The 23619-nt window shown below is 61.1% G+C and carries 24 protein-coding genes and 1 pseudogene; 12 read left to right on the top strand and 13 right to left on the bottom strand.

The features are described 5' to 3' along the window. The first annotated feature begins 6 nt into the window (after positions 1-6). The 3 genes and pseudogenes from hydA to AC1D2N_RS11970 all read left to right on the top strand — a co-directional run. Complete coding sequence (gene hydA, locus AC1D2N_RS11980) at positions 7-1440, top strand: dihydropyrimidinase (RefSeq protein ID WP_130653227.1); 1434 nt, start codon at positions 7-9, stop codon at positions 1438-1440. Next, a complete protein-coding gene (locus AC1D2N_RS11975) occupies positions 1437-1850 on the top strand; it encodes a DUF3830 family protein (RefSeq protein ID WP_018448219.1) in 414 nt (137 codons plus the stop codon). The genes hydA and AC1D2N_RS11975 overlap by 4 nt, the downstream gene beginning before the upstream one ends. Before the next feature lie 469 nt (positions 1851-2319). Next, a pseudogene (locus AC1D2N_RS11970) lies at positions 2320-2526 on the top strand (hypothetical protein); the annotation flags it as partial. A gap of 57 nt (positions 2527-2583) precedes the next feature. Here AC1D2N_RS11970 and AC1D2N_RS11965 read toward each other — a convergent pair. From AC1D2N_RS11965 to tsaD, 6 genes are all read right to left on the bottom strand, one after another. Then, the gene (locus tag AC1D2N_RS11965; protein WP_130653228.1) at positions 2584-4263 is read right to left on the bottom strand and encodes a glycoside hydrolase family 3 protein; all 1680 of its coding nucleotides are present in this window, start codon (positions 4261-4263) and stop codon (positions 2584-2586) included. A gap of 81 nt (positions 4264-4344) precedes the next feature. Beyond that, on the bottom strand, positions 4345-5028 hold the full coding sequence (locus AC1D2N_RS11960) for a class I SAM-dependent methyltransferase (RefSeq protein ID WP_130653229.1): 684 nt from the start codon (positions 5026-5028) through the stop codon (positions 4345-4347). Next, entirely contained in the window at positions 5025-5456 is a 432-nt protein-coding gene (locus AC1D2N_RS11955; protein ID WP_130653230.1) for an EVE domain-containing protein, read from the bottom strand. Before AC1D2N_RS11955 ends, AC1D2N_RS11960 begins: the two co-directional genes overlap by 4 nt. A gap of 2 nt (positions 5457-5458) precedes the next feature. Beyond that, positions 5459-5752 carry a YciI-like protein gene (locus AC1D2N_RS11950; protein ID WP_003543605.1) on the bottom strand — a complete coding sequence of 98 codons (294 nt, stop codon included), beginning with the start codon at positions 5750-5752 and terminating at the stop codon, positions 5459-5461. 9 nt (positions 5753-5761) lie between these two features. Beyond that, complete coding sequence (locus AC1D2N_RS11945; RefSeq protein WP_130653231.1) at positions 5762-6745, bottom strand: NAD(P)H-dependent glycerol-3-phosphate dehydrogenase; 984 nt, start codon at positions 6743-6745, stop codon at positions 5762-5764. Further along, positions 6742-7839, bottom strand: a complete 1098-nt coding sequence (tsaD, locus tag AC1D2N_RS11940; protein WP_130653232.1) for a tRNA (adenosine(37)-N6)-threonylcarbamoyltransferase complex transferase subunit TsaD — start codon at positions 7837-7839, stop codon at positions 6742-6744. The genes AC1D2N_RS11945 and tsaD overlap by 4 nt, the downstream gene beginning before the upstream one ends. Before the next feature lie 72 nt (positions 7840-7911). Here tsaD and hemC point away from each other — a divergent pair, with 72 nt between their 5' ends. From hemC to AC1D2N_RS11910, 6 genes are read left to right on the top strand one after another with little or no spacing between them, the layout of a single operon-like run. After that, positions 7912-8841 (top strand): hydroxymethylbilane synthase, encoded by a 930-nt coding sequence (gene hemC / locus AC1D2N_RS11935; RefSeq protein WP_018448223.1) that lies wholly within the window; start codon positions 7912-7914, stop codon positions 8839-8841. 7 nt (positions 8842-8848) lie between these two features. Continuing rightward, positions 8849-9565 (top strand): uroporphyrinogen-III synthase, encoded by a 717-nt coding sequence (locus AC1D2N_RS11930; RefSeq protein ID WP_065277683.1) that lies wholly within the window; start codon positions 8849-8851, stop codon positions 9563-9565. A gap of 59 nt (positions 9566-9624) precedes the next feature. Next, complete coding sequence (locus tag AC1D2N_RS11925) at positions 9625-10896, top strand: COG4223 family protein (RefSeq protein WP_197728270.1); 1272 nt, start codon at positions 9625-9627, stop codon at positions 10894-10896. Positions 10897-10900: 4 nt separating this feature from the next. Then, positions 10901-12523, top strand: coding sequence for a heme biosynthesis protein HemY (locus AC1D2N_RS11920; protein ID WP_065277681.1), 1623 nt, complete (start codon positions 10901-10903; stop codon positions 12521-12523). 17 nt (positions 12524-12540) lie between these two features. Beyond that, positions 12541-13026: a tellurite resistance TerB family protein gene (locus AC1D2N_RS11915; RefSeq protein WP_065277680.1), complete on the top strand. Its 486-nt coding sequence runs from the start codon at positions 12541-12543 to the stop codon at positions 13024-13026. Beyond that, positions 12995-13768, top strand: coding sequence for a glutamine amidotransferase (locus tag AC1D2N_RS11910; protein WP_032980581.1), 774 nt, complete (start codon positions 12995-12997; stop codon positions 13766-13768). Before AC1D2N_RS11915 ends, AC1D2N_RS11910 begins: the two co-directional genes overlap by 32 nt. A gap of 10 nt (positions 13769-13778) precedes the next feature. Here the strand turns inward: AC1D2N_RS11910 and AC1D2N_RS11905 are convergent, their stop codons facing one another. Beyond that, positions 13779-15014, bottom strand: a complete 1236-nt coding sequence (locus AC1D2N_RS11905) for an MFS transporter (RefSeq protein ID WP_130653234.1) — start codon at positions 15012-15014, stop codon at positions 13779-13781. A 139-nt stretch (positions 15015-15153) separates the two neighbouring features. Between AC1D2N_RS11905 and AC1D2N_RS11900 the strand changes: the two genes are divergently transcribed. After that, the gene (locus AC1D2N_RS11900) at positions 15154-15444 is read left to right on the top strand and encodes a YggT family protein (protein WP_018448228.1); all 291 of its coding nucleotides are present in this window, start codon (positions 15154-15156) and stop codon (positions 15442-15444) included. After that, positions 15441-15752 (top strand): DUF167 domain-containing protein, encoded by a 312-nt coding sequence (locus AC1D2N_RS11895; protein WP_028733542.1) that lies wholly within the window; start codon positions 15441-15443, stop codon positions 15750-15752. Before AC1D2N_RS11900 ends, AC1D2N_RS11895 begins: the two co-directional genes overlap by 4 nt. Positions 15753-15756: 4 nt before the next feature. Here AC1D2N_RS11895 and ppa read toward each other — a convergent pair whose 3' ends face one another. The 4 genes from ppa to AC1D2N_RS11875 form a co-directional block, all read right to left on the bottom strand. Then, positions 15757-16290 (bottom strand): inorganic diphosphatase, encoded by a 534-nt coding sequence (ppa, locus tag AC1D2N_RS11890; protein ID WP_011653868.1) that lies wholly within the window; start codon positions 16288-16290, stop codon positions 15757-15759. Between the two features lie 225 nt (positions 16291-16515). Further along, positions 16516-17022, bottom strand: a complete 507-nt coding sequence (locus AC1D2N_RS11885) for a GNAT family N-acetyltransferase (RefSeq protein WP_018243937.1) — start codon at positions 17020-17022, stop codon at positions 16516-16518. Between the two features lie 214 nt (positions 17023-17236). After that, complete coding sequence (typA, locus tag AC1D2N_RS11880) at positions 17237-19057, bottom strand: translational GTPase TypA (protein WP_018243938.1); 1821 nt, start codon at positions 19055-19057, stop codon at positions 17237-17239. A gap of 157 nt (positions 19058-19214) precedes the next feature. Further along, positions 19215-21302, bottom strand: a complete 2088-nt coding sequence (locus AC1D2N_RS11875; RefSeq protein ID WP_130653235.1) for a M3 family metallopeptidase — start codon at positions 21300-21302, stop codon at positions 19215-19217. Positions 21303-21529: 227 nt separating this feature from the next. On the opposite strand from AC1D2N_RS11875, the gene AC1D2N_RS11870 reads away from it, so the two are divergent. After that, on the top strand, positions 21530-21961 hold the full coding sequence (locus AC1D2N_RS11870; protein ID WP_018243940.1) for a hypothetical protein: 432 nt from the start codon (positions 21530-21532) through the stop codon (positions 21959-21961). 105 nt (positions 21962-22066) lie between these two features. Here AC1D2N_RS11870 and AC1D2N_RS11865 read toward each other — a convergent pair whose 3' ends face one another. Next, positions 22067-22708: a LysE family translocator gene (locus tag AC1D2N_RS11865; RefSeq protein WP_024320406.1), complete on the bottom strand. Its 642-nt coding sequence runs from the start codon at positions 22706-22708 to the stop codon at positions 22067-22069. A gap of 169 nt (positions 22709-22877) precedes the next feature. Further along, complete coding sequence (locus AC1D2N_RS11860) at positions 22878-23546, bottom strand: NUDIX hydrolase (protein ID WP_028733546.1); 669 nt, start codon at positions 23544-23546, stop codon at positions 22878-22880. Between the last annotated feature and the right edge of the window lie 73 nt (positions 23547-23619).

Here is a 23619-nt window from a genome sequence, read left to right as displayed (position 1 = left end):
AGGCTTGTGAGCAACTACGATCTCATCATCCAGAACGGCACGGTGGCGACTGCTGCGGATGTTTTCCAGGCGGATATCGGCATTAAAGACGGCAAGATTGTCCAGATCGGGCAGAGCCTGTCGGGTGCTGCGCGCACGATCGACGCCTCGGGCAAATATGTCCTTCCAGGCGGCATCGACAGCCATGTCCATATCTCCCAGCCTTCGGGCGACGGGATCGAGATGGCGGACGACTTCGAGAGCGGAACGCTGTCGGCGGTGTTCGGTGGCAATACGACCATCATGCCGTTCTGCCTTCAGGAAAAGGGCAAGTCGCTGCGAGAGGTGCTAACGGCCTATCATGCGCTCGCAGAGGGCCAGTGTTATACCGACGTCAGTTTTCATCTGATCATATCCGACCCGAGCGACGCCGTGCTGGGCCAGGAGTTGCCAGCGCTTGTGGCCGACGGCTATCCGTCGCTGAAGGTCTTCATGACCTATGAGAGCCTGCGCCTCGATGACGCGCAGATCCTGAAGACGCTCGATGTCGCGCGACGGACGGGCGCCACCGTCATGGTCCACTGTGAAAACGAGGACGCAATCAGGTTCCTGATCGAAAAACACGAGCTGGCCGGCGACGTTGCCCCACGCGCTCATGCCTCCACCCGTCCGGTCGCTGTCGAACGTGAAGCCACGCACCGCGCCCTGACGCTCGCCGAAATCGTAGACGTTCCTGTTGTCATTGTGCATGTCTCGAACGGCGAGGCGATGGAAGAGATCGCTCGCGCAAGGACGAGAGGCGTCAAGGTCGTCGGGGAAACCTGCCCGCAATATCTGACGCTCACCGCCAAGGACCTCGACGGCATGGATTGGGAGGGCGCGAAACTTGTCTGCTCTCCGCCGCCGCGGGATGAAGATGCCCAGAAAGAATGCTGGCGCGGCATCGAGACCAGGGCATTCGAACTCTTTTCATCTGATCATTGTCCATTCCGCTACAACGACCAGCACGGGAAGCTTAATCCCAAAGGCCGCACGAATTTCAGGCACATTCCCAATGGTATTCCAGGCATCGAAACCCGCCTTCCCATCCTATTTTCGCAAGGGTTCATGGCCGGACGCATCGATCTGCCGCGCTTTGTCGCCCTGACATCAACGAACCATGCAAAGACCTATGGCCTCTATCCACAAAAGGGAACGATTGCCGTAGGGGCGGATGCGGACATCGCGATCTGGGATCCAGCCATCCAGCGGACCATCCGCCATGCGGAACTGCATGATGGCGCAGACTATTCGCCCTACGAGGGGATCGAGATCACCGGCTGGCCGATAACAACAATTGTCGCCGGAAAGCCTGTCGTCGAAAACGGCGTCCTGGTGGGTAGCAAGGGCCACGGGCAATATCGGAAAGCCGCGGCGAGACAAATCAACAAGCAGTCAAATCTAACAAGAGCGACATCATGAAACTGAAAATTACAGCAGGGCCATTCATCTTCGACGCTGTCCTGGAAACTGCCAGAGCGCCCAAAACCTGTGAAGCATTCATCAAGCAGATGCCGTTCGATGGGAAAATCGTGCACGTTCGCTGGTCTGGCGAGGGCGTTTGGATCCCGCTTGGCGACCATGATTTCGGCGTCGGTTATGAGAACCATACAAGCCATCCGGCCCCCGGTCATATCATCCTTTACCCGGGAGGCATCAGCGAAACGGAAATCCTGCTTGCCTACGGAGGCGTCGATTTTTCATCGAAAATGGGCCAACTGGCGGGCAATCATTTCATCACAATCACATCCAATCTCGACCAACTCGCCGAAATAGGCCGCCTCACGCTGTGGGAAGGCGCGCAATCCATTCGATTTGAGGCCGTATGCTAAAGCATGTCGCGCAAAACTGTGCAGCGGTTTTGCGATAACGACATGCGTAAAAACAAAGACCTAAAGCGCGACGAGCGAGGAAAGATCGCGACGCGCTTTAGGCGCAATAGCGCGAGGCGACAGGGTTGACGCCGGCGTGCCAGCACCGCCTAACGCAGCGGTTGGCACGTTTCCTGCATTCTAGTTTTCGAGATTTTCTTCGAGATTTCCAATGGTGGACGAGGCCCGAAATGTCTTTTGATTTTGACTTCGAACTTGCGAAAAGAGCGGCGCAAGAACTGCCTCCATCGCAGAAGCAGCCCAAAACGCGTAAGATGTCTCTTCTGCAGAGGCTCATGGCTTCGCCGCCAATTCCTCCTCGCCCGTCTCTCAGCATTCTGCGCCTATATAGAGGTGGTGATGCGCAATGACGCTGTGATACCCCTGTCGAGCAGGTAAGGCGGTGCTGTGCCGATGGTTCTATTCCCGTCGAGGCGGCGTCATTTCTGCGGATGCGGTGCGTGCCACACTTGACGAACTGTGTCGCCGGGATAGTCCAGCGCGGACGTCCAACGACGAGATCACTCTCTACAAGGCAGTCGGAACGACGTTGGCCGATCTTGCCACCGCGACGATGGTATATGAAGCCGCCTTTGATCGCCGGCTGACGTCTTGTGGTCCGGGCGATCGCGAATGATCGGAACCCGCCTGTTGCCCCGTTCCAATGGGCCGGCAGCCTCTGCTCCCAACGACTTCAATAGCGCGCATCTTCAAGGCCACAGAAAGGGTCTACCGGGTTGGTGCCGAGGAAGGGCTTGCGACCGAGCATACAATCAACGACGGCTTCCTGGACACTGTCCATGGTGGAGTACGCATTGATATAGGCCGGTACGCGCGGCGCATCGTAAAGGTGATAGGGATGCCCAAATGAGATCATTACGGAGGGAATATTCGTCCACGGTCGGTACATGGCCTTGAACAGGCCCCCACCACCCATCCTATGCCAGTCGACGAATATCCGGCCTCGTACGAGCAGCGACTCATCGCCTAGCGCATAGAGGACGAGGTCGAAGTCGTCGGGGGTCGGCACGATGTCCGATCGGTCGATCGTGACTTCGAAACCTTCCTTCCGCAACAGCTCGGGTAGCAAGAATTTCAGTGGCTGCGGCATGAGCGGATGAATGATGCCGCCGTCGACCAGCAGCACACGCTTTATCTTCGCCGGATCGAGCGGAAAGATACCATTGACGTCCTTCACAAGCGTGGGCGAGCGGCCGATGTATTCCCTTGATGCAGCGACATTGTCTGGATGCGCAAGCAGGCGGCGCGCTTCAGCGGCATCGGGGAGGACATCTGACGGTTGAAAAAGTTTGAGATGCGCCTTGAGCGCCAGCACGCGAAGAACCGCTTCCTCAAGTCGTTCCGGAGTAATTTTCCCATCTTCGACGGCAGCCTTGACCGCCGCCATATCCTCCTCAGGTTCATCGCTGAACAGGATCATGTCGCAGCCATTTGCGATGATATCAGGCAGCGTATCGAGGTGGTGGCCCCAGGCGGATAGCCCTCCCATGGGTGTCGCGTCAGAGACGATGATACCATTGAAGCCGAGTTCGTCGCGGAGAAGATCAACGTTCAGCAACCGAGAAACCGAGGCCGGTCGGAAAGCTTCAAGCCCGGCATCTGGTATCTTCGATCGAATATAGGCCGGAAGGGAAATGTGCCCACTCATTATTGCCAACACGCCTTCGGTGATCAGCGTTCTATAGAGCCGACCGAAGGTTTCCTTCCACTCGTCCATGGAAAGCGGATTGGTGGTCGTGACGAGGTGCTGATCGCGGTCGTCATATCCCTCGCCCGGCCAGTGCTTTGCGGTGGCGGCAACTCCATTTCGTTGGAGACCGTGAACATGGGCAACCGCGTGCCGCTCAATCTTGTTGACATCGGAGCCGTATGACCGTGTACCGACAATCGGTGATCGGAACGCGGTATTTATGTCGATGACTGGCGTGAAGGACCAGCGCACCCCCATCGCGCGGCCCTCGCGCGCCAAGATTTCTGAACTTTTCTCGGTCGCCTGAACGTCGTCGACGGCGGCAAGGCCAAGTTGGCCCAGCACCGGAGTGCCGAAAGCGAAGGAATGACGGCTGCCTTCGAGGTCTGCGCTGATGATGGGCGGGACTTTGCTCTTGGCCACGAGGTCAGAGATGACCCGCCGCTCGAACTCGAGGTCAGCCGTGAAGAAGCGGGTTACGCCGCCCGGCCTTAGTGAAGCAATGCGTTTGAAATCCTCCTCATCCGTCCCGATCATGATCAAGGTGAAGAGTTGGCCGATCTTGTCATCAAGATCGAGCGAGACATAGGTGTCGTGGAGCCAGGATATCGCAGCGTCGTCGAGGTTGAACGGCGCTTTGCGAAGCGCGTCGTAGATCGTCATAAGTTCCCCCCGTTGATCAAAGCTCTGCGGATAGCCCGTGTGAATATGCACGCTATCCCGTCATAAGCCAGTTCGGTGATGTCAGGTTAAGTTCGTCGGGAACATTTTGGATATCTCGTGCCGAGCGAAGCGCCACACCGTCGTCTTCTTGATTTCGCTGTCCTCCAGCGCCCGCGTTACCGGCACCTCATAAACCGCGCAGAATTCCAGTCGCTCTCTCGGCAGGTAACTGCGTCCGGGATCGCCGACCAGCACCCACTTGCCGTCGGCTGCCAGCTTCGCGAACCAGGGAACGAGCGCATCGGCGAAAGCGCGGTCGTAGAAGACGTCGCCGGCAAGCACGATATCAGCGTCGACGGCCTGTCCGATCAGATCGGCGCCGGTAAATCCGAGTGAAACGCGATTGGCCTCGGCATTCAGCCGGACTGCCGTCTCCGCCCAGGGATCGATATCGGCGGCGATGACCTCCCGGGCACCGGCCATCACAGCCGCAATGCCGACCAGGCCCGAACCGCTGGCGAAATCCAGCACCCGCTTGCCGCGCACCGTTTCGGGATGATCGAGAATGTAGCGCGCCAGTCCCTGGCCGCCCGCCCAGGCAAAAGCCCAGAAGGGCGGCGGCAGGCCGATCGCTTGCAACTCCTCCTCCGTCTTCAGCCAGAGCTCATGCGCCTCGCTTGCCAGATAGAGCGAAATCTCCGGCACATGCGGCGGCGGCATCAGGCTGGTATTGGCGCGGATGAAGGCTTGCGGATCAGTCTTCAACGCGGCGGATTGTCCAGTCCGCCCATGCGGCAGACTTCGAGATATTCTTCCTCGGTCACCGGCTGCACCGAAAGCCGCATCGAGGTGACGAGCGCCATCTTGGCGAGCTTCTCGCTCGCTTTGACATCCTTCAGCGTCACCGGCTTCGGCACGTCCATGATGGCGCGGATATCGACGCAATCCCACTTCGGATCGCCCTTGGCGGAAGAATCGGGATGCGACAGGGCGCAGACTTCGACGATGCCGACGATCTCCAGCCCGTCATTGGAATGATAGAAGAACCCTTTGTCGCCGATCTGCATCGCCCGCATATTGTTGCGCGCCAGATAGTTGCGGACGCCGGTCCATTCCGTGCCCTTTTCGCCGGCAGCCTTCTGCTGCTCCCAGGACCAGGAAGCGGGTTCGGATTTATAGAGCCAGTGCGCCATGCTCACGCCTCCGGTTTGTTGAAGACCCAGTTGTAGGCCTTGACGTCGACGCTTTCGAATAGTCCGGCCTTGGCATAGGGATCGGCATCGGCAAGCGCACGCGCCGCCTCTTTCGATTCCGCTTCGACGATGATCAGGCTGCCGCAGGGCTTGCCGTCGTCATCGAGAAACGGGCCGGCGATCTTCAGCGTGCCCTCGGCGTTCAGCTTGTTCAGATGCTCGATATGCGTCGGACGCGTATCCATGCGCACGTTCAGATGTCCCGGTTTGTCCTTGCAGAGAAGGGCGAAAAGCATGTCTGTCTCCTATTCGGTGGTGATCGGACGCGTCATCAGCTGCTCTATCGCCTCTGATATATCGAGCCTGCCGTCGATGATGGCTGAAACGGCATCGGTAATCGGCATGCTGACCTTCAATTCCGCCGCAAGCCGCGAGGCGACGGAGGCGGCAAACGCACCTTCCACCAGCGCACCATGCAGGGGATCGGTCTTGTCGCCGCGCCCGAGCGCTATACCGAAGCGCAGGTTTCGCGATTGATGACTTGTCGCTGTCAGCACCAGATCGCCGAGGCCGGAAAGCCCGCGTACCGTATCCGCCTGCCCGCCCTTGGCGACGACGAAACGCGACATTTCCGCAAGCCCGCGCGCAATCAGCGCCGCGCGCGCGGAATCGCCGATACCACAGCCCTCGACGATACCGCAGGCGATCGCCAGCACATTCTTCAGCGCGCCGCCAAGCTGCACGCCGATCCGGTCGTTGGAGGCGTAGAGCCGAAAGGTTCGGCCTGATATGGCCTGAGCGAGCCGCTCCGCGGTCTCCATGTCGGCTGCCGCGATCGCCATCGCCGTCGGCAAGCCCTTGGCGATATCGGCGGCAAAACCCGGGCCGGAGAGCACGGCGATCGGATGGTCCGGCAGTTCCCGTTCCAGCATGTCGGTCAAAAGATTGCCCGTCGCCCGTTCGATGCCCTTGGCACAGGTAACGACGACAGCATCCTTGGAAAGATAGGGTCCATATTGCCGCGCCGCATCGGCCTGCGCCTGCGACGGCATCGCAAAAAGCACGATGGAAGCGCCGGCGATCGCATCCGCCTCGGCGGAAAATTCCAGTGTATCGGGCAGGAGAATGCCGGGCAGCACTGCATCATGCAGCCGTTCGCTCTTCAGATCGGCAATCAGTGACGGATCACGCCCGACGAGCGTCACGGCACTTCGTCCCGCAAGCGCAATGACGGCGGCAAGCGCCGTGCCGAAAGCCCCCGATCCAACGACGGCGATGTTTTCGCTCATGCCTTGGCCCCTCGTTTTCCGAAGCCGATCAGCGTTTCCGCATTGGAATCGAGCGGCCAGCGCGAACGCGGCTGCACGTCGAGCGCATCCGGCGCGGCACCGGTCGCCATCCGTTCCAGTCCTGCCCAGGCGATCATCACGGCATTATCGGTGCAGAGGTGCAGCGGTGGCGCGACGAAGCGGAAGCCGTTCTTGTCGCACAGTGCCTGCAGCGTGCCGCGCAGTTCGAGATTGGCGGCGACCCCGCCGGCAACGACTAGGGCCGGCTTTTCACCGGTCGTCGGAAATTCTGTCTTGAACCGCTGCAGGCCGCGGCCGATACGGTCCTTCAGCGTCCGCGAAACCGCCTTCTGGAACGAGGCGCAGATATCCGCCACGTCCTGATCGCTCAGCGGCGCGATATCCTGCGCCGCCTGCCGCACCGCTGTCTTCAGGCCGGAGAAGGAGAAATCGAGCCTCGTCTCGCCGACCAGCGGCCGAGGAAAATCGAACCGATCGGGATTGCCGTCCCGCGCCATCCGCTCCACCGCCGGTCCGCCGGGATAGGGCAGGCCGAGCAACTTTGCCGTCTTGTCGAAGGCTTCGCCGAGCGCATCGTCGATCGTCGTGCCCCAGCGCTCATACCGTCCGACGCCGCGCACCAGGATGAGCTGGGTATGGCCGCCGGAGACGAGCAGCATCAGATAGGGAAAGGACAGCCCGTCCGTCAGCCGCGCCGTCAGCGCATGGCCTTCAAGATGGTTGACCGCATAGAGCGGCTTGCCGGCGGCTCTGGCGATCGCCTTGCCGGTCATCAACCCCACAAGCAGCCCGCCGATCAGCCCCGGCCCCGAGGTGGCGGCGATGGCGTCGACATCGTTGAGCGACACATTGGCGCGCTTCAGCGCCTCCTCGATCAGCTCGTCCAAAGCCTCGACATGGGCGCGTGCGGCAATCTCTGGCACCACGCCGCCATAGGCGCTATGCTCGTCGAGCTGGGAAAGCACGACATCCGACAGCACGTTGGAATGCCCCTCAGCATCGCGCTCGACGACCGCGGCTGCGGTCTCGTCGCAGCTCGTTTCGATGCCAAGGATGCGTAGAAAGGGAACCATGAAGCCTGTTCGTTGATTGCGATGGGATGGAAACCCGTTTACGAGAACTCCGGTAACAACGGAATAGAGCGGATGCAAACAAAACCTTTCCGGATCGGCACGCGAGGCAGCCCGCTGGCGCTTGCCCAGGCGCATGAGGCTCGCGACAGGCTGATGGCGGCGCATCATCTGCCCGAGGAAATGTTCGAGATCGTCGTGCTGACGACCAAGGGCGACCGCATCACCGACCGGTCGCTGGCCGAGATCGGCGGCAAGGGCCTGTTCACCGAGGAGCTTGAACAGAAGCTTACCGCCGGCGAGCTCGATTTCGCCGTGCATTCCGCCAAGGACATGGCGACGAAGCTGCCCGAGGGACTTTATCTCTCCGCCTATCTGCCGCGTGAAGATATCCGCGACGCCGTCATCGGCCGCACCGCGCGCAAACTGATCGACCTGCCGCATGGCGCCACCGTCGGTTCCTCATCGCTGCGCCGCCAGGCGCTGATCCGCCGCATGCGGCCCGACATCAACGTCATCACCTTCCGCGGCCTCGTCGAAACCCGCCTGCGCAAGCTCGAAGCGGGCGAGGTGGATGCGACCCTGCTGGCGCTTGCAGGCCTGAAACGCCTCGGCAAGGTCGACGTGCTGACCGATATCCTTGATCCCGACACCTTCCCGCCGGCGCCGGCGCAGGGGGCGATCTGCATCGAAAGCCGCATCGGCGATGCCAGGGTCGACGATCTGCTGGCGCCGGTCAACGATGGCCCGACCTTCGACACCGTCTCCTGCGAACGCGCCTTCCTCGCCGCACTCGACGGGTCCTGCCGCACGCCGATCGGCGGTTATGCCGTCTGCGAAGGCGACCTGATCCGGTTCTCCGGCCTCATCATCACGCCCGACGGTCGCAGCCAGCATGCGGTGACGACCGATGGCCACCGCCGCGATGCGGCAGCGCTCGGCACCCGCGCCGGCCAGGACGTGCGTGCAAGGGCCGGCAGCGCCTTTTTCGACGACTGGCACTGAACCGGCCATGCGTGTGCTCGTCACCCGCCCCGCGCATTCGGCGACGAGAACCGCACAACGTTTGCGCGATATGGGCCACGAGCCCCTGCTGCTGCCGCTGCGTCAGCCGCTGCACGACAGCGCCGCCGCCCTAGCCGCGCTTGCAACCACCAGCGGCGCAATCGCCGTGACCAGCGCCGAAGCCATCAGGGTCCTCTCCGCTCTCGGGGAGCAACTTCGCCCGCATCTTGCCCGCCCGCTTTTTGCGGTGGGCGAAACGACGGCCGAAGAAGCGCGCAGCCTCGGCTTCCGATCGGTCGCCTCATCCCAGGGCAACGGCCGCGATCTCGCCGATCTCATCGCGGCGGAGAAACCGGGCACGCTGCTCTACCTCGCTGGCACCCCGCGCGCCGAGACTTTGGAAGGAAGATTGCGCGAGCTCGGCATCCATTTTTCCGTCGCCGAATGTTACCGCATGCAGCCGGCCGTTCCCGATCCCGCCGAGATCGACGCGATCTTCGCTAACGGTTACCCGGACGCCATCCTCTTCTATTCCCGCCAGACGGCCGTGGATTTCTTTCGCATGCCGGAATTCCTATCAGCCGGGCCGGAACACAGTAGAAGCCGCCTTCTCTGCCTCAGCGAAGCGGTGGCGCAAGCCATCCCGACGGCTCTGAAAAAAAGCGTCGAGATTTCACCGATGGCGGATGAGAAAAGTCTTCTGTCGCTGCTTCGAAGGCTCTAACCGCCCAAATTTGATCTAACCTCTTCCCTTAACTGGCATCACTGTCTAGTTTCGTTGCAATGCAGAATAAAGAGGACCTCATGGTATCGGGAAACCCGCCACGCCATTCGAAGAGCGCCGACGAGCCGGTCACGATCGACCTCGATGCACAGGAATTCGCCGCTGCAGCCGACACCGAAAAACCGGTAGACAATGAAACTGCCGACGCCGACAGCACCGCTGCCGCCGATGTCGGACTGCCGCCCGAAACCGAGACTGCATCGCATGCCGAAGATGAAGAGAAGCCTGTGATGGATGCGCCGGAGGAGGAACCGGCAGCTCCAGAACCTTCCTTTACCCCTCCTCCCGAACAGCCTGCGCCGAAGAGCGCCGGCACCTCCGGTCTCATTGCCGCCGGCATTTTCGGCGGCCTCGTGGCACTGCTTGGCGCCGGCGCCATCCAGTATGCGGGTTACCTCCCGGGCTCCTCCGCGCCGCAGACGACCTCGCCGGAAACGGCCGATCTTGCCGGCGAGATCGACGGCCTGAAACAGGCCGTCGCCAACCTTGCCGCCAATCCGGCGAGTGCGGATAATGGTGAGCTTGAGAAGCGGATCGCTGCGCTGGAAACGGCTGCGAAGGCCCCCGCGGTCGCCGCACCGGCCGATTCTGTTAACGTCGAGGCACTCAACCAGAAGATTGCTGAACTGACCGGTCAGGTCGACCAGCTGCGCTCGACGCTTGCCCAGTCATCCGAGCAGCAGACGACGAACGGCGCCGATATCGCCAAGCGCCTCGAAGAGGCCGAAAAGAAGCTGAACGAGCCGCGCGAGGACGTCGCCGTTGCCCGGGCGATCGCCGCTGCCGCCCTGAAGGTGGCGATCGATCGCGGTGGCCCGTTCCTGGCCGAACTCGACACCTTTGCCGGCGTCGCACCCGACGATCCAGCCGTTGCCGACCTTAGAGCCTTTGCCGAGACCGGCATTCCCTCACGCGCCGAGCTGGTGGGCGAGGTTCCCGATGTCGCCACCGCGATCGTCGAAGCCGTCAACCAGCCGGACCCGAACCAGAGCTGGTCGGACCGATTGATGTCGAGCGCCAAATCGCTGGTGAGCGTCCGTCCCGTCGGCAATATCGAGGGCGAAAGCGTCGAAGCAATCGCCGCCCGCATGGAGGACAAGGTGAAAAGCGGCGACCTGCCCGGCGCATCCGCCGAATGGAACAATCTGCCTGCCCTCGGCAAGCAGGCGTCCACCGCCTTCAAGCAATCGCTCGAAGCACGCATCCGCGTCGAGGAACTGGTCGGCGGGGCGCTGTCGAAAGCGGTTTCCGGCACCGGCAAGGAAGGATGAGACCATGCTGATCCGCCTTGTCGTCTTCGCCCTCTTCGTGCTGCTTCTCGCCTATGGCTTCTCCTGGCTCGCCGATCGTCCCGGTGACCTCTCGCTGATCTGGGAGGGCCAGATCTACCAGACGAGGCTGATCGTCGCCGCCAGCGCGATCATCGCCCTCATCGCCGCCGTGATGATCGCCTGGTGGTTCGTCCGTCTCATCTGGACCTCACCGTATTCGGTGACGCGTTATTTCCGCGCCCGCAAGCGGGACCGCGGTTATCAGGCACTGTCGACCGGCCTCATCGCCGCCGGCGCCGGCAATGCGTTGCTCGCCCGTAAGATGGCCGCCCGCTCGCGTGGCCTCATCCGCGCCGATCAGGAACCACTGATCAACCTGCTCGAGGCCCAGGCCGCCCTGATCGAAGGCCGCCATGATGAGGCGCGCGCCAAGTTCGAGGCGATGGCCAACGATCCAGAGACGCGCGAACTCGGCCTGCGCGGCCTCTATCTCGAAGCCCGCCGTCTCGGGGCCAACGAGGCGGCCCGCCAATATGCCGAAAAGGCTGCCGACAACGCGCCATATCTTCCCTGGGCCGCACAGGCGACGCTCGAATATCGCAGTCAGGCCGGCCGCTGGGATGATGCGATCCGCCTACTCGAACAGCAAAAGGCCGCCCGCGTCGTCGAAAAGGCCGAAGCCAACCGTTTGCACGCCGTCCTCCTGACGGCGCGCGCCGCCGAGAAGCTGGAAAGCAACCCGACGGGTGCCCGCGACGACGCCCTGCAGGCGCTGAAGCTTGCCGCCGATTTCATTCCGGCCGCCCTCATTGCCGCAAAGGCGCTGTTCCGCGAAGGCGGCGTGCGCAAGGCCGCCTCGATCCTCGAACAGGCCTGGAAATCGGCGCCGCATCCTGAGATCGGCCAAGCCTATGTCCGGGCCCGCAGCGGCGATTCCACGCTCGACCGGCTGAAGCGCGCCGAGCGGCTGGAAGGGCAGCGCCCGAACAACGTCGAATCCCTTCTCGTCGTCGCCCAGGCAGCACTCGACGCGCAGGAATTCGCCAAGGCCCGTGCCAAGGCGGAAGCGGCGGCCCGCATGCAGCCGCGTGAAGCCGCCTACCTGCTTTTGGCCGACATCGAAGAAGCCGAGACCGGAGACCAGGGTCGCGTGCGCCATTGGCTGGCCCAGGCGCTCAAGGCGCCGCGCGATCCGGCCTGGGTGGCAGACGGCTTCGTGTCCGACAAATGGCTGCCGGTATCGCCCGTGACCGGCCGTCTCGACGCCTTCGAATGGAAGGCGCCCTTCGGCCAGATCGAGGGTCCGCTCGAAGACGGTTCGGCGCCGGCCTCGATCGAAACCGCTTTGAAGACACTGCCGCCGCTGCGTGACGTCAGACCGGAAAGCCCGGTCAACGACCATCGCATCATTGAGCTGGAACGCGCCGCGACGATTGCCGAGGCCGTGCGCCCCACGCCGGCACCGGCACCGACATCGGCAAAACCGAAACCCGCCGAACCGGCCGCGGGCGATAAAGCGCCCGCGCCGAGCGAGACAAAACCTTTCTTTGGCGGACTGCCGGATGATCCCGGCGTTCGCGATCCCAGGGTGGAACCGGAACCCAAGACACGGCTCCGCCTTTTCTGAAATGGAACGAAAACCGCATGTTCGAACGCTTTCAGGCATTCTTCCAGAATCTCACCGCCGACCACCCGAAGAAAGGTTTTGCCCCTGATGATCCCCGCATCGCAGTGGCAGCGCTGTGCATGCAGGTCATGGAGGCCGATGGTCAGATCAAGGCCAGCGAGAAGAAGCGGCTGCGCAAGCTCCTGAAGGAGCAGTATTCACTCGACGGCAAGCAGCTCGATGCTCTGATAGCCGCCGGCCTTGAGGCCGAAAGCTCCGCCGTCGACTATTATCGCTTCACCGCCGACCTGAAACGTCATCTCAATACCGAGCAACGCCTCGAGCTGATCGGCGTCCTCTGGGACATCGTCTATGCCGATGGCGAACGCAGCGAGATGGAAGACCATGTGATCTGGCGTATCGCCGATCTGCTCGGCGTCTCCTCGCGCGAGCGCATCCAGAAGCGGCAGGAGGCCGCCGCCAGGGTGACGGATGTCCAGGTTGCGCAAGATGATACCGACTGAGCAAAACCAGAACCGCGACGGGCGCCCGATCCTCATCGTCCTGCATCAGGAGCGGTCGAGCCCCGGCCGTGTCGGCCAATTGCTGGTCGAAAAGGGCTATCGCCTCGATATCCGCCGCCCGGTTCTGGGCCAGCCGCTTCCGACAACACTTAAAGACCATGCCGGCGCCGTCGTCTTCGGCGGGCCGATGAGCGCCAACGATCCCGATGACTTCATCAAGAAGGAAATCGACTGGATCGATGTTCCCCTGCGGGAAAAACGCCCCTACCTCGGTATCTGCCTCGGCGCGCAGATGCTGGTGCATCATCTCGGCGGCAAGGTGCAGTCGAATGCCGACGGCTCGACGGAGATCGGCTGGTATCCGCTGCACCCAACCGAGAAGGGCCGCCTGCTGATGCACTGGCCGAGGATGGTCTATCATTTCCACCGCGAGGGCTTCGAGCTGCCGCGCGGCGCCGACCTGCTGGCCGAAGGCGATGCCTATCCGAACCAGGCCTTCCGCTACGACGGCAATGCCTGGGGCCTGCAGTTCCATGCCGAACTGACCCGGGTGATGATGCATCGCTGGGTCGTGCATGGCGCCCATCGCTTCATCCTGCCGAATGCCCAGCAGGGCCGCGAACATCTCGAAGGCCGCATGCTGTTCGACGCGCCGCTGAAAGCCTGGTTGACCGAATTTCTCGACATCGTCTTCGAGGGAAAGACGGCAAAGGCGACGTCCTCTATCGCCATCCGCGCATAGTCGATTCCGACTATGGAGTGGGCGCGTCCAGCGTATCGATCCTGCGCAGTTTGGGGAAACTCGACGCCCAGATCGCCGCCACGACAAGCGTTCCGATCCCGCCGATGACGACCGCCGGCACCGCGCCGAAGATCGCCGCCATCGTGCCCGCCCTGAATTCCCCGAGCTCGTTCGAAGCGCCGACGAAAACCATGTTGACCGCATTGACGCGGCCGCGCAACTGATCCGGCGTCCAGAGCGCAATCAGGCTCTCGCGGACATAGACCGACACCATGTCGGCCGCCCCCATCAGCGCCAGCGCCGCGATCGAGACTTCGGTGTTGGTCGAGACGCCGAAGATGATCGTTCCGACGCCGAACAGGGCGACGCCGATGAACATGTAGATGCCGGCGCGATGTTTGAGCGGATAGGCGGCAAGCAATACCGCCATGACGATGGCGCCAAGGCCGGGTGCGGCGCGCAGCAGTCCGAGGCCCCAGGGACCGAGAGTGAGGATATCGCGTGCAAAAATCGGCATCAGTGCCGTCGCGCCGCCGAGCAGGACAGCGAAGAGATCGAGCGAGATCGCGCCGAGCACCACCTTTTCGGCGCGGATGAAACTGAAGCCACCAAGGATCATCGCCCAGCTCTTGGTCTCGCCGGTCGTCTTCTGTACCGGTTTCGGGATCATGTAGAGAAGGGCGGCGCCAAGCACGGAAAAGATCACCGCCACCGTATAGGCGGTCGTTGCGCTGACGCCGTAGAGCAGACCGCCGAGCACCGGGCCGGTGATTGCCGCGAGCTGCCAGGACGACGAATTCCACGCGATGGCATTGGAGAGCGCCTCCTCCGGCACGAGATTGGGTGCCAGCGACTGCACCGCCGGCGACATGAAGGCGCGCTCGATGCCGAAGATCAAAAGCACCGCGAAAACAGGCAAGGGCGTGAATGTCCCCATGACAGTCATAACCAGCAGCGCCAGCGTGCAGAGCGCGATCACCAACGAGCAGAGTGCGGCAATCGCCCGGCGATTGTACCGGTCGGCCACCGAACCGGTGACGAGGATGAGCAGCAGCGACGGCAGGAACTGCACGAGACCGATCAAACCGAGATAGATCGCGCTGCCCGTCTGATCGTACATCTGCCAGCCGACGGCGACGCTGACGATCTGCTGCGAGAAGGAAAGCAGGAAGCGCGCGAAGAAGAACCGCGTGTAGGACGAATGCCGGAACGCGGCAAAACGGTCTCCGGTGGGCGAAAACGACATGGAGGTTTTCCGAGGAGACGGGCGCCGGAATAGCGGCAAAGCCGCCCGTTAAACATGATTCACCGTGCGTTTCCACACGGCACTTGCTCGTTTAGTCGCCAATGTCTACATGTCTGTCAACAACGAATTGGAGACGACGATGTTTGCGCTGTTTCAAACCATTGATTTGGCTTTGAATATTTACACCTGGATCCTGATTGCCAGTGCCATTTTTTCCTGGCTCTATGCCTTCAATGTTATCAATTCCAGCAATCAGTTCGTCAATTCGGTCGGCACATTCCTCTATAATGTCACCGAACCGGTGCTGAAGCCGATCCGCCGCCTGCTGCCGAACCTTGGCGGCATCGACATTTCGCCGATCATCCTGCTGCTGATCATCTTCTTCCTGCGCACCTTGCTTTGGACCACGCTGTACCCGCTGGTCGCTTGAGCCGTCCCTGGAGCCTTTTCGATGGCCATCTGCGCCTCGCCGTCCGGCTGACGCCGAATGGCGGGCGGGACGCGATCGATGGCATCGAGGCCGACGGCGAGGGTGAAGCGTTCCTGAAGGCACGCGTCACTGCCGTGCCCGAGAAAGGCAAGGCCAACAAGGCACTCATCCTTTTGATCGCAAAATCCCTGCGCATTCCCAAATCCAGCGTCAGCCTCGTCTCGGGTGAGACCGCGCGCAAAAAAATCCTCCGGATCGAGGGCGACCCGGAGGATTTGGTAAAAAAGCTCGAGATATTTTTAGGCTGAACAATCAGCCTTTCTTCTTGGCGCGCTCGACGGCTTCAAGGATGAGTTCGCCGGCTTCCTTGGAGTCACCCCAGCCGAAGATCTTCACCCACTTGCCGGGCTCCAGATCCTTGTAGTGCTCGAAGAAGTGCTCGATCTGCTTCAGCGTGATCTCGGGAAGATCGGTGTAGTCCTTTACCTTCTCATAGCGCAGCGTCAGCTTCGGCGACGGCACGGCAATGATCTTCTCGTCCTTGCCGGAATTGTCTTCCATCTTCAGGACGCCGATCGGGCGCACATTGATGACGCAGCCTGGAACCAGCGGGCGGGTGCTGGCGATCAGTACGTCGATCGGGTCGCCATCTTCCGACAGCGTGTGCGGCACGAAACCATAATTGCCCGGATAGGTCATCGGCGTATAGAGGAAACGATCGACCACCAGCGTGCCGGCTTCCTTGTCCATCTCATACTTGATGGGATGACCGCCGACCGGAACCTCGACGATAACGTTGACGTCCTCAGGTGGATTGTTGCCGATTGAAATGGCGTCGATGCGCATAAGAAACTCCCGCGAGGTTGAATTTGCTGGCAGCCAGATAATCAGTTTCATGTGGCAACGCAACATGGCACAGCGTCAATGCTTAACTGCACCGGCGCCCATTCACATCAAAAGTTTCTAATAGGAGATAGTCGTAGGCTGACTCCAGCGCCGCGCACTTTTCAGAAGCGCAAAGGCCGCTGCAGCATTTGAAGTGCTGCCTAATATAGGGAATGACGCAGCCGCTCAGCTCCAGATGAAGCCGATCTTCTTCAATTGCCTGTGGTCGAAACTTTCCATGCCTTCGCAGAAATCGACGCCGCCATGATTGCGGTAGAAGTCGCTGGCGTTCTCGTTTTCCTCGAGGCACCAGACAACCAGCCCGTTGCAGCCGAGCGACTTCAAGAGCCGGCGCGCCTCGCCGAACAGCATCCTGCCGAGGCCGATGCCCTGATACTCGGGCCGAAGATAAAGCTCGTAAATCTCGCCTTCCTGCGGCAAAGCGCGGGCGCGGTTGAGGCCGAGCGTCGCGTAGCCGGCAACTGTTCCGGCAACATCGAGAACCAGCAGCGTTGCCGGTCCGCGCGTTGCCTTGCGCCACCAGCTTTCGCCGCGCCGCTCGATCATCTGCGTCAGCGCGCGATGCGGAATGATGCCCGCGTAGGTGTGTTGCCAGGCAAGCCTGTGTGTTTCCGATATGGCTCGGGCATCTTGCGGCTCGGCCCGCCGGACATCGATCGACAACGTCTTCATAACGTTTACTCTGGTCCCGCCGAGGGCAATTAACCATATGCACAGCGGCATTGTGATCGATTGCCCACAGACTTGATATGTGGACGACGGTCAAAAGTTAACGCTTTTTTAACGATTGTCACAAGATGGAATCGACGCGGCGCACAATAAAAAACCCCGGCGTGAAGGCCGGGGTTTAAAGGATTTCTGAAAGAGTGCGACGCGTTTCAGGCTCTCAGAGAGCGGCCTTCGACTTTTCGAAACGCTTGCGATCGTTTGCGTCGAGATACATCTTGCGCAGACGAATATTCTTCGGTGTCACTTCCATCAACTCGTCATCCTGGATCCAGGAGAGCGCGCGATCAAGCGTCATGCGGATCGGCGGCGTCAGCTTCACCGCTTCGTCCTTGCCGGCGGCGCGGATGTTGGTGAGCTGCTTGCCCTTCAGGACGTTGACTTCAAGGTCGTTGTCGCGCGAATGGATGCCGATGATCATGCCGGCATAGACCTTTTCGCCCGGCTCGATGATCATCGGGCCGCGATCTTCCAGGTTGAACATCGCATAGGCGACGGCTTCGCCGGGAGCGTTGGCGAGCAGCACGCCATTGACGCGGCCACCGATCACACCCTTGTAGGGCTGGTAGTCATGGAACAGGCGGTTCATGATCGCCGTGCCGCGCGTATCCGTCAGCAGCTCCGACTGGTAGCCGATCAGGCCACGGGTCGGTGCGTAGAAACGCAGGCGCAGACGGTTGCCGCCCGACGGACGCAGCTCGACCATTTCGGCCTTGCGCTCGGACATCTTCTGCACGACGACACCGGAATGTTCTTCGTCGACGTCGATGACGACTTCCTCGACCGGCTCAAGAAGTTGGCCGCTTTCATCCTTGTGCATCACGACGCGCGGACGCGACACGGCAAGCTCGAAGCCTTCGCGACGCATGGTTTCGATGAGAACGGCGAGCTGAAGTTCACCGCGGCCGGACACGTAGAACGAATCCTTGCCTTCGGCTTCTTCGATCTTCAGAGCGACGTTGCCTTCTGCTTCCTTGAAGAGGCGGTCGCGGATGACGCGTGAGGTCACCTTGTCGCCTTCGGTGCCCGCCAGCGGGCTATCGTTGACGATGAAGGACATGGTGACGGTCGGCGGATCGATCGGCTGCGCCGGCAGCGGTGCGGTGATCGAAGGATCGCAGAAGGTATCGGCGACCGTGCCCTTGGAAAGGCCGGCGATCGCAATAATGTCGCCTTGATGCGCTTCTTCGATCGGCTGACGTTCGATGCCGCGGAAGGCGAGGATCTTGGAAATACGGCCGGTTTCGATCGTCTTGCCGTCGGCGTGGAGAACCTTCACTGCCTGGTTCGGCTTGATGGAACCGGAATTGATGCGGCCGGTGATGATGCGACCGAGGAAGGGGTTGGCTTCGAGGATCGTACCGATCATCGTAAACGGACCTTCGTGGACGGTCGGCTCCGGAACATGCTTGAGCACCAGGTCGAGAAGCGGCGTAAGACCCTGATCCTTCGGACCTTCCGGATTGACGTTCATCCAGCCGTCGCGGCCCGAACCGTAGAGAATCGGGAAGTCGAGCTGCTCGTCGGTCGCGTCGAGGTTTGCAAAGAGGTCGAAAACTTCGTTGATGACTTCTTCGTGGCGGCCATCAGGACGGTCGATCTTGTTGATCGCGACGATCGGGCGAAGGCCAACCTTCAGCGCCTTGCCGACCACGAACTTGGTCTGCGGCATCGGGCCTTCGGACGCATCGACGAGAACGATCGCGCCATCCACCATCGAGAGAATGCGCTCGACTTCACCACCGAAGTCGGCGTGGCCGGGGGTGTCGACGATGTTGATGCGGACACCCTTCCATTCCACCGAGGTCGCCTTGGCGAGAATGGTGATGCCGCGTTCTTTTTCGAGATCGTTCGAGTCCATCACGCGCTCAGCGACACGCTGATTTTCGCGGAACGAGCCGGACTGCTTGAGAAGCTCATCCACCAGGGTCGTTTTGCCATGGTCAACGTGCGCGATGATCGCGATATTGCGAAGTGCCATATGTGAAATCTCTGAAGCTGGGGCGCACGCTCTAGAGGGCGCGCCTATTAGTTTGGGGCGTCCATACAGTTTTTTTTGCGTTTGCGAAAGGGGGGAACGCGCAAAAGCTGCGGCAAGGCTGTCGCCCCGCCGCATCATCGCATGTCATCAAATTGTCTTAGGCGTCGCTGCCTGTCAATTCCTCGAAGGTCGAAAGTCCTTTTTTGACGAGCATCGCATCCGGGCTCGGCAGTTTGCCGCGGAAGGCCTTGTAGGCGTCCTCCGGATCGACCGAGCCGCCGACGGAATAGATGTTGTCCTTGAGCTTGCGCGCCATCTCGCCGTTGAAGGCGTCTCCCGTCTCCTCGAAGGCGGCGAAGGCGTCGGCGTCGAGCACCTCCGACCACATGTAGGAGTAATAGCCGGCCGAATAACCGCCTGAAAAGATGTGTTGGAAGTGCGGCGTCGCATGGCGCATGACGATCGACTTCGGCATGCCGATCTCGGCCAGCACCTCACCTTGCACCGCCATCGGGTCCTCGACGGTCGTTCTCGTGTGAAACGCCATGTCGACCAGCGCCGACGAGGTGAACTCGACCGTATTGAAGCCGGCATTGAAAGTGCGCGCTGCCAGCACCTTGTCGAGCAGGGCCTGCGGCATCGGCTCGCCGGTTTCGACATGCACGGCATAGCGCTTCAGAATAGCGGGCACCGTCAGCCAGTGCTCGTAGAGCTGCGACGGCAGCTCGACGAAATCGCGCGAAACGCCGGTGCCCGAAACCGAGGGATAGGTGACATTAGAAAGCATGCCGTGCAGCGCATGGCCGAATTCGTGAAACAGCGTGCGGGCATCATCGAGCGACAGCAGCGCCGGCTTGCCTTCCGCCGGCTTGGCGAAGTTGCAGACATTGTAGATGATCGGCAATTCGCCGTGGCGGCCATCCTTCAGTTCCAGCCTGTGCTGCGATTGCAGCGAGCTCATCCAGGCGCCGGAGCGTTTCGAGCTGCGGGCGAAATAATCGCCGAGGAACAGGGCGACGAGCTTGTCCTCGCGGTCCCTGATTTCGAACACCCTGACATCCGGGTGATAGGCGGCCACGCCCTTCTTCTCGACGGCGCGGATGCCGAACAGCCGGCCGGCCACGTCGAAGCAGGCTTCGATGATCTTCTCGAGCTGCAGATAAGGCTTGAGCTCGGCTTCGGAGAAATCGAACTTCCGTGCGCGGATCTTTTCGGCATAGTGGCGCCAGTCCCAGGGCATCACCTCGTGGTTCCGGCCTTCCTCGGCGATCAGTGCAGCGATATCGACCTCCTCCTCGCCTGCGCGTTTCACCGCCCGCGCCCAGACAGCCCTCAGCAGCCCGTTCACCGCATCCGCCGTCTTCGCCATCGTGTTGTCGAGCTTCAGCTCGGCGAAATTGCCGTAGCCAAGCAGCGTCGCGACCTGATGGCGCAGCGCCAGCGTTTCCCTGATGACCGCGCGGTTGTCCGTCTCCCCGTCATTTTCGCCGCGCGCCACCCATGCCTTGAAAGCCTGCTCGCGCAGATCGCGGCGCTCCGAAAAGGTCAGGAACGGCTCGATGATCGAGCGTGACAGCGTCACCGCATATTTGCCCTCTTCGCCGCGTTCGCGCGCTGCCGCCGCCATCGCGTCACGAAGGAATTCCGGCAGACCCTCGAGCTCGGCGCTGTCCGAAAGGACCAGTGCCCAGGCTTTCTCGTCGGCCAGCACGTTCTGGCCGAATTGCGTCCCGAGGCCGGCAAGCTTTTCATTGATCGCGGCGAGTTTTTCCTGCTCGGCCTTGTCAAGCTTGGCGCCCGATTTGACGAAGCCTTTCCAATGGCGTTCCAGCACGCGTGTCTGTTCGAGCGTCAGGCCAAGCGTCTCGCGATTCTCCCAGAGCGTGTCGATACGGGCAAAAAGCGCCGCATTCATCCCGATCTTCGAATAGTGGCGCGACATCTTCGGCGAGATCTCCCGCTCCAGCGCCTGGATCACATCATTGGTATGCGCGCCTGCTTTGTTCCAGAACAGCGCCGAAACGCGCGACAGTGCGTCGCCGGCAATCTCCAGCGCCACGACCGTATTGGCGAATGTCGGCGCATCGCCGTTTCCGGCAATTTCGTCGATTTCCCTTTCATGCGCGGCAAGTGCGGCCTCGAAGGCGGCGGCAAAATCACCGTCATCCAGGGCATCGAAACGCGGCAGGCCGTGAAGACCGTCCCAGGTCACCAGCGCCGGATTGAAATCATGTGGAGAAGGCATCGGAGAATTCCTTTTGGCATGCAGATGGATCGTCAATATAGGAGAGCCGTCGTGAAATTGGTATGTTGCCGGGTAGGGCCTTTTGCCCCGTCTGCCAATCTGATGGACGTCCGTCAAATCTCGTGGACAACAATTGATACGTGAAAATTAACCAATCGTTAACGATTGACGCGAATCACGCGCAGGCGCTAGTTTTCCGATGTTCTTCTTGTAAGGGGACATGCGCCATGGAAATTTTTTCTGTGCGGTCTTCTCAGAGTTTGCTTTTTAAAAACAATCCTAATAACGCAAAAAGTTCGAAGACCTCTGATATTGAAATCGAGACCAGAGCTGTCGCCCCGGCCTCGTTCCAGATCGAAGACGAAGTTGGCGAAGGCCCGGATTTCACCGCGGTCAGCCCTGGAGAGCTGCGCAATTACGCACGCCAGAGCTTCGACAGCGGCCTGATCGATCAGAATACCTACGCCGCGATCTCCGAACCGCTGCCGATGCATGCGATCGATCCACTCGGCAACGTCATCGATCTCTCCAGCGTCACCGACGGCACCAGCTTCAATTTCCTCGATTATTACAAGAACCAGCTGCAGGTCGCCATGTCGATCGGCGATGCTAACGAGGTCCAGACGCTAAAATCGATCGTCAATTTCCTCGATGGCTGATCGGAGCATGATGCCGAAAAGTGCGCAGCGGTTTTAGGATAGCGACATGCATAACAACAAAGACAAGCGCGTCGCATGATTCAAGTTTAGCGCGACGCGCTTTAATCAGGCCTTGCGCCAGCCGAGCAAGCCGGGCGTTGCGTGCCAGAGCGCCTGGGCGGCAAATCCCATGAAGAGCACGCCGGAGCAGCGCACGATCAACCGCTCATGGGCGCGATAGAAGCGCCGCACCGTACCGGCGCCGATGATGCCGATCAGGATGATGTCGGCAGTCACGAAACCGACGAAGGACACGCCGAGCAGCACCGGCAGCGCCTCGAAATCGAGCGCGCCGGCCGAGCCTGCAACCAGTGCGGTGAAGGTGGCGAGCGCCACCGGATAACCCTTCGGATTGGTGACGCCGAAAATCAGACCGCGGCGAAACGGCCGCTCGACCACAACAAGCGCCTGCCCTTCCGCTTTCGGCTTGGCATTGACGGCGCTCCAGCCGATCCAGGCAAGGTAGAAACCGCAGGCAAGGCCGAGCAGGTCGAAGACGAAGGTTCCGATCGTCTTTGCGCCGACGATCGCAATCAGCGCCAGCGACGACCAGATAAGATCCCCGACCAGATGCCCCATCATGAAGAAAGCGCCGGCCTTGCGGCCCTGCCCGGCGCCGATGCCGAGCAGCTGCAGGAAGGCAGGTCCTGGAATGAGCACGTAGAAGAGCGCCGCCAGAAAGGCGCCGAAGAGCAAAGACTGCGTCATGGAAATGCTCCGGAAGATGATGACCGCAGACTAAGCGATCACGGCCATCCGTCAAGGGTGGCTACGTGGCCACGAAAGGGAGATGCAATCGCGGCAACGTCTCTCCCACAGCAGATGTTTCGCCGTGCAGTCCGCCACCCATTCGATGAGAAAGGGGCAGCCGATGCACTCAAATTCTTCGATCGAACACAGCAACTGGCGTCTTCAACCGATAGAGTGTCGTCGGTCGCCGGGCCCGCTCAGTCTGCCGCTTTTCGCCCTCGACCGTTTCGAGCAGATCGAGATCGTTGATCTTGCGGCGAAAGGCACTTTGATCCAGCCGTTCACCCATGACCATTTCATAGATTGCCTGCAGTTCCGACATTGTGAAGACCTCTGGAAGCAGCCTCGCGGGAATGGTCGAGTATGCGCCCTTGCCGCGCAACCGCTCCAGCGCGGCGGTGACGATCCCATTGTGGTCGAAGGGCAGTTCGCCTGCAGCCTCGGCCGGCCGCAATTCGAGAGGGCTTGTGCCGCCAGCCAGTGCTCCCTGTGGGACCAATGCAAAATACGCAATCGATACCGACCAGTCGCGGGGGTCGCGCCGCGCCGAAGCGAAGGTTCCGAGCTGTTCGAAGAATATGCCCTCGAGCCCTGCCTTGGCCTTGAGGATGCGCCGCACGGCTGCCTCCGCATCGACATCCTCGTCCGTATGCACATAGCCGCCAATCAGCGCCGGAACGCCGGCAAACGGCTCGGCGGACCGCGGCAGCAACGCGACACACAATCGTCCTTCGTGCAGCGTCAGCAAAACGATGTCGACTGTCACGATCGGCCGTGCAAATTCATCCTCTGCCATCAGCATCCTCCCGGCCAGTGTTGTCCTGGTCCTCATAGCGGCCGACCGAAAAAATAACAATTTGCAAATAGCA

This window comes from Rhizobium sp. P1_B8, from assembly GCF_056406515.1.
The sequence above is the reverse complement of the archived record's forward strand: the minus strand, read 5'-3'. Positions and strand labels throughout refer to the sequence as shown.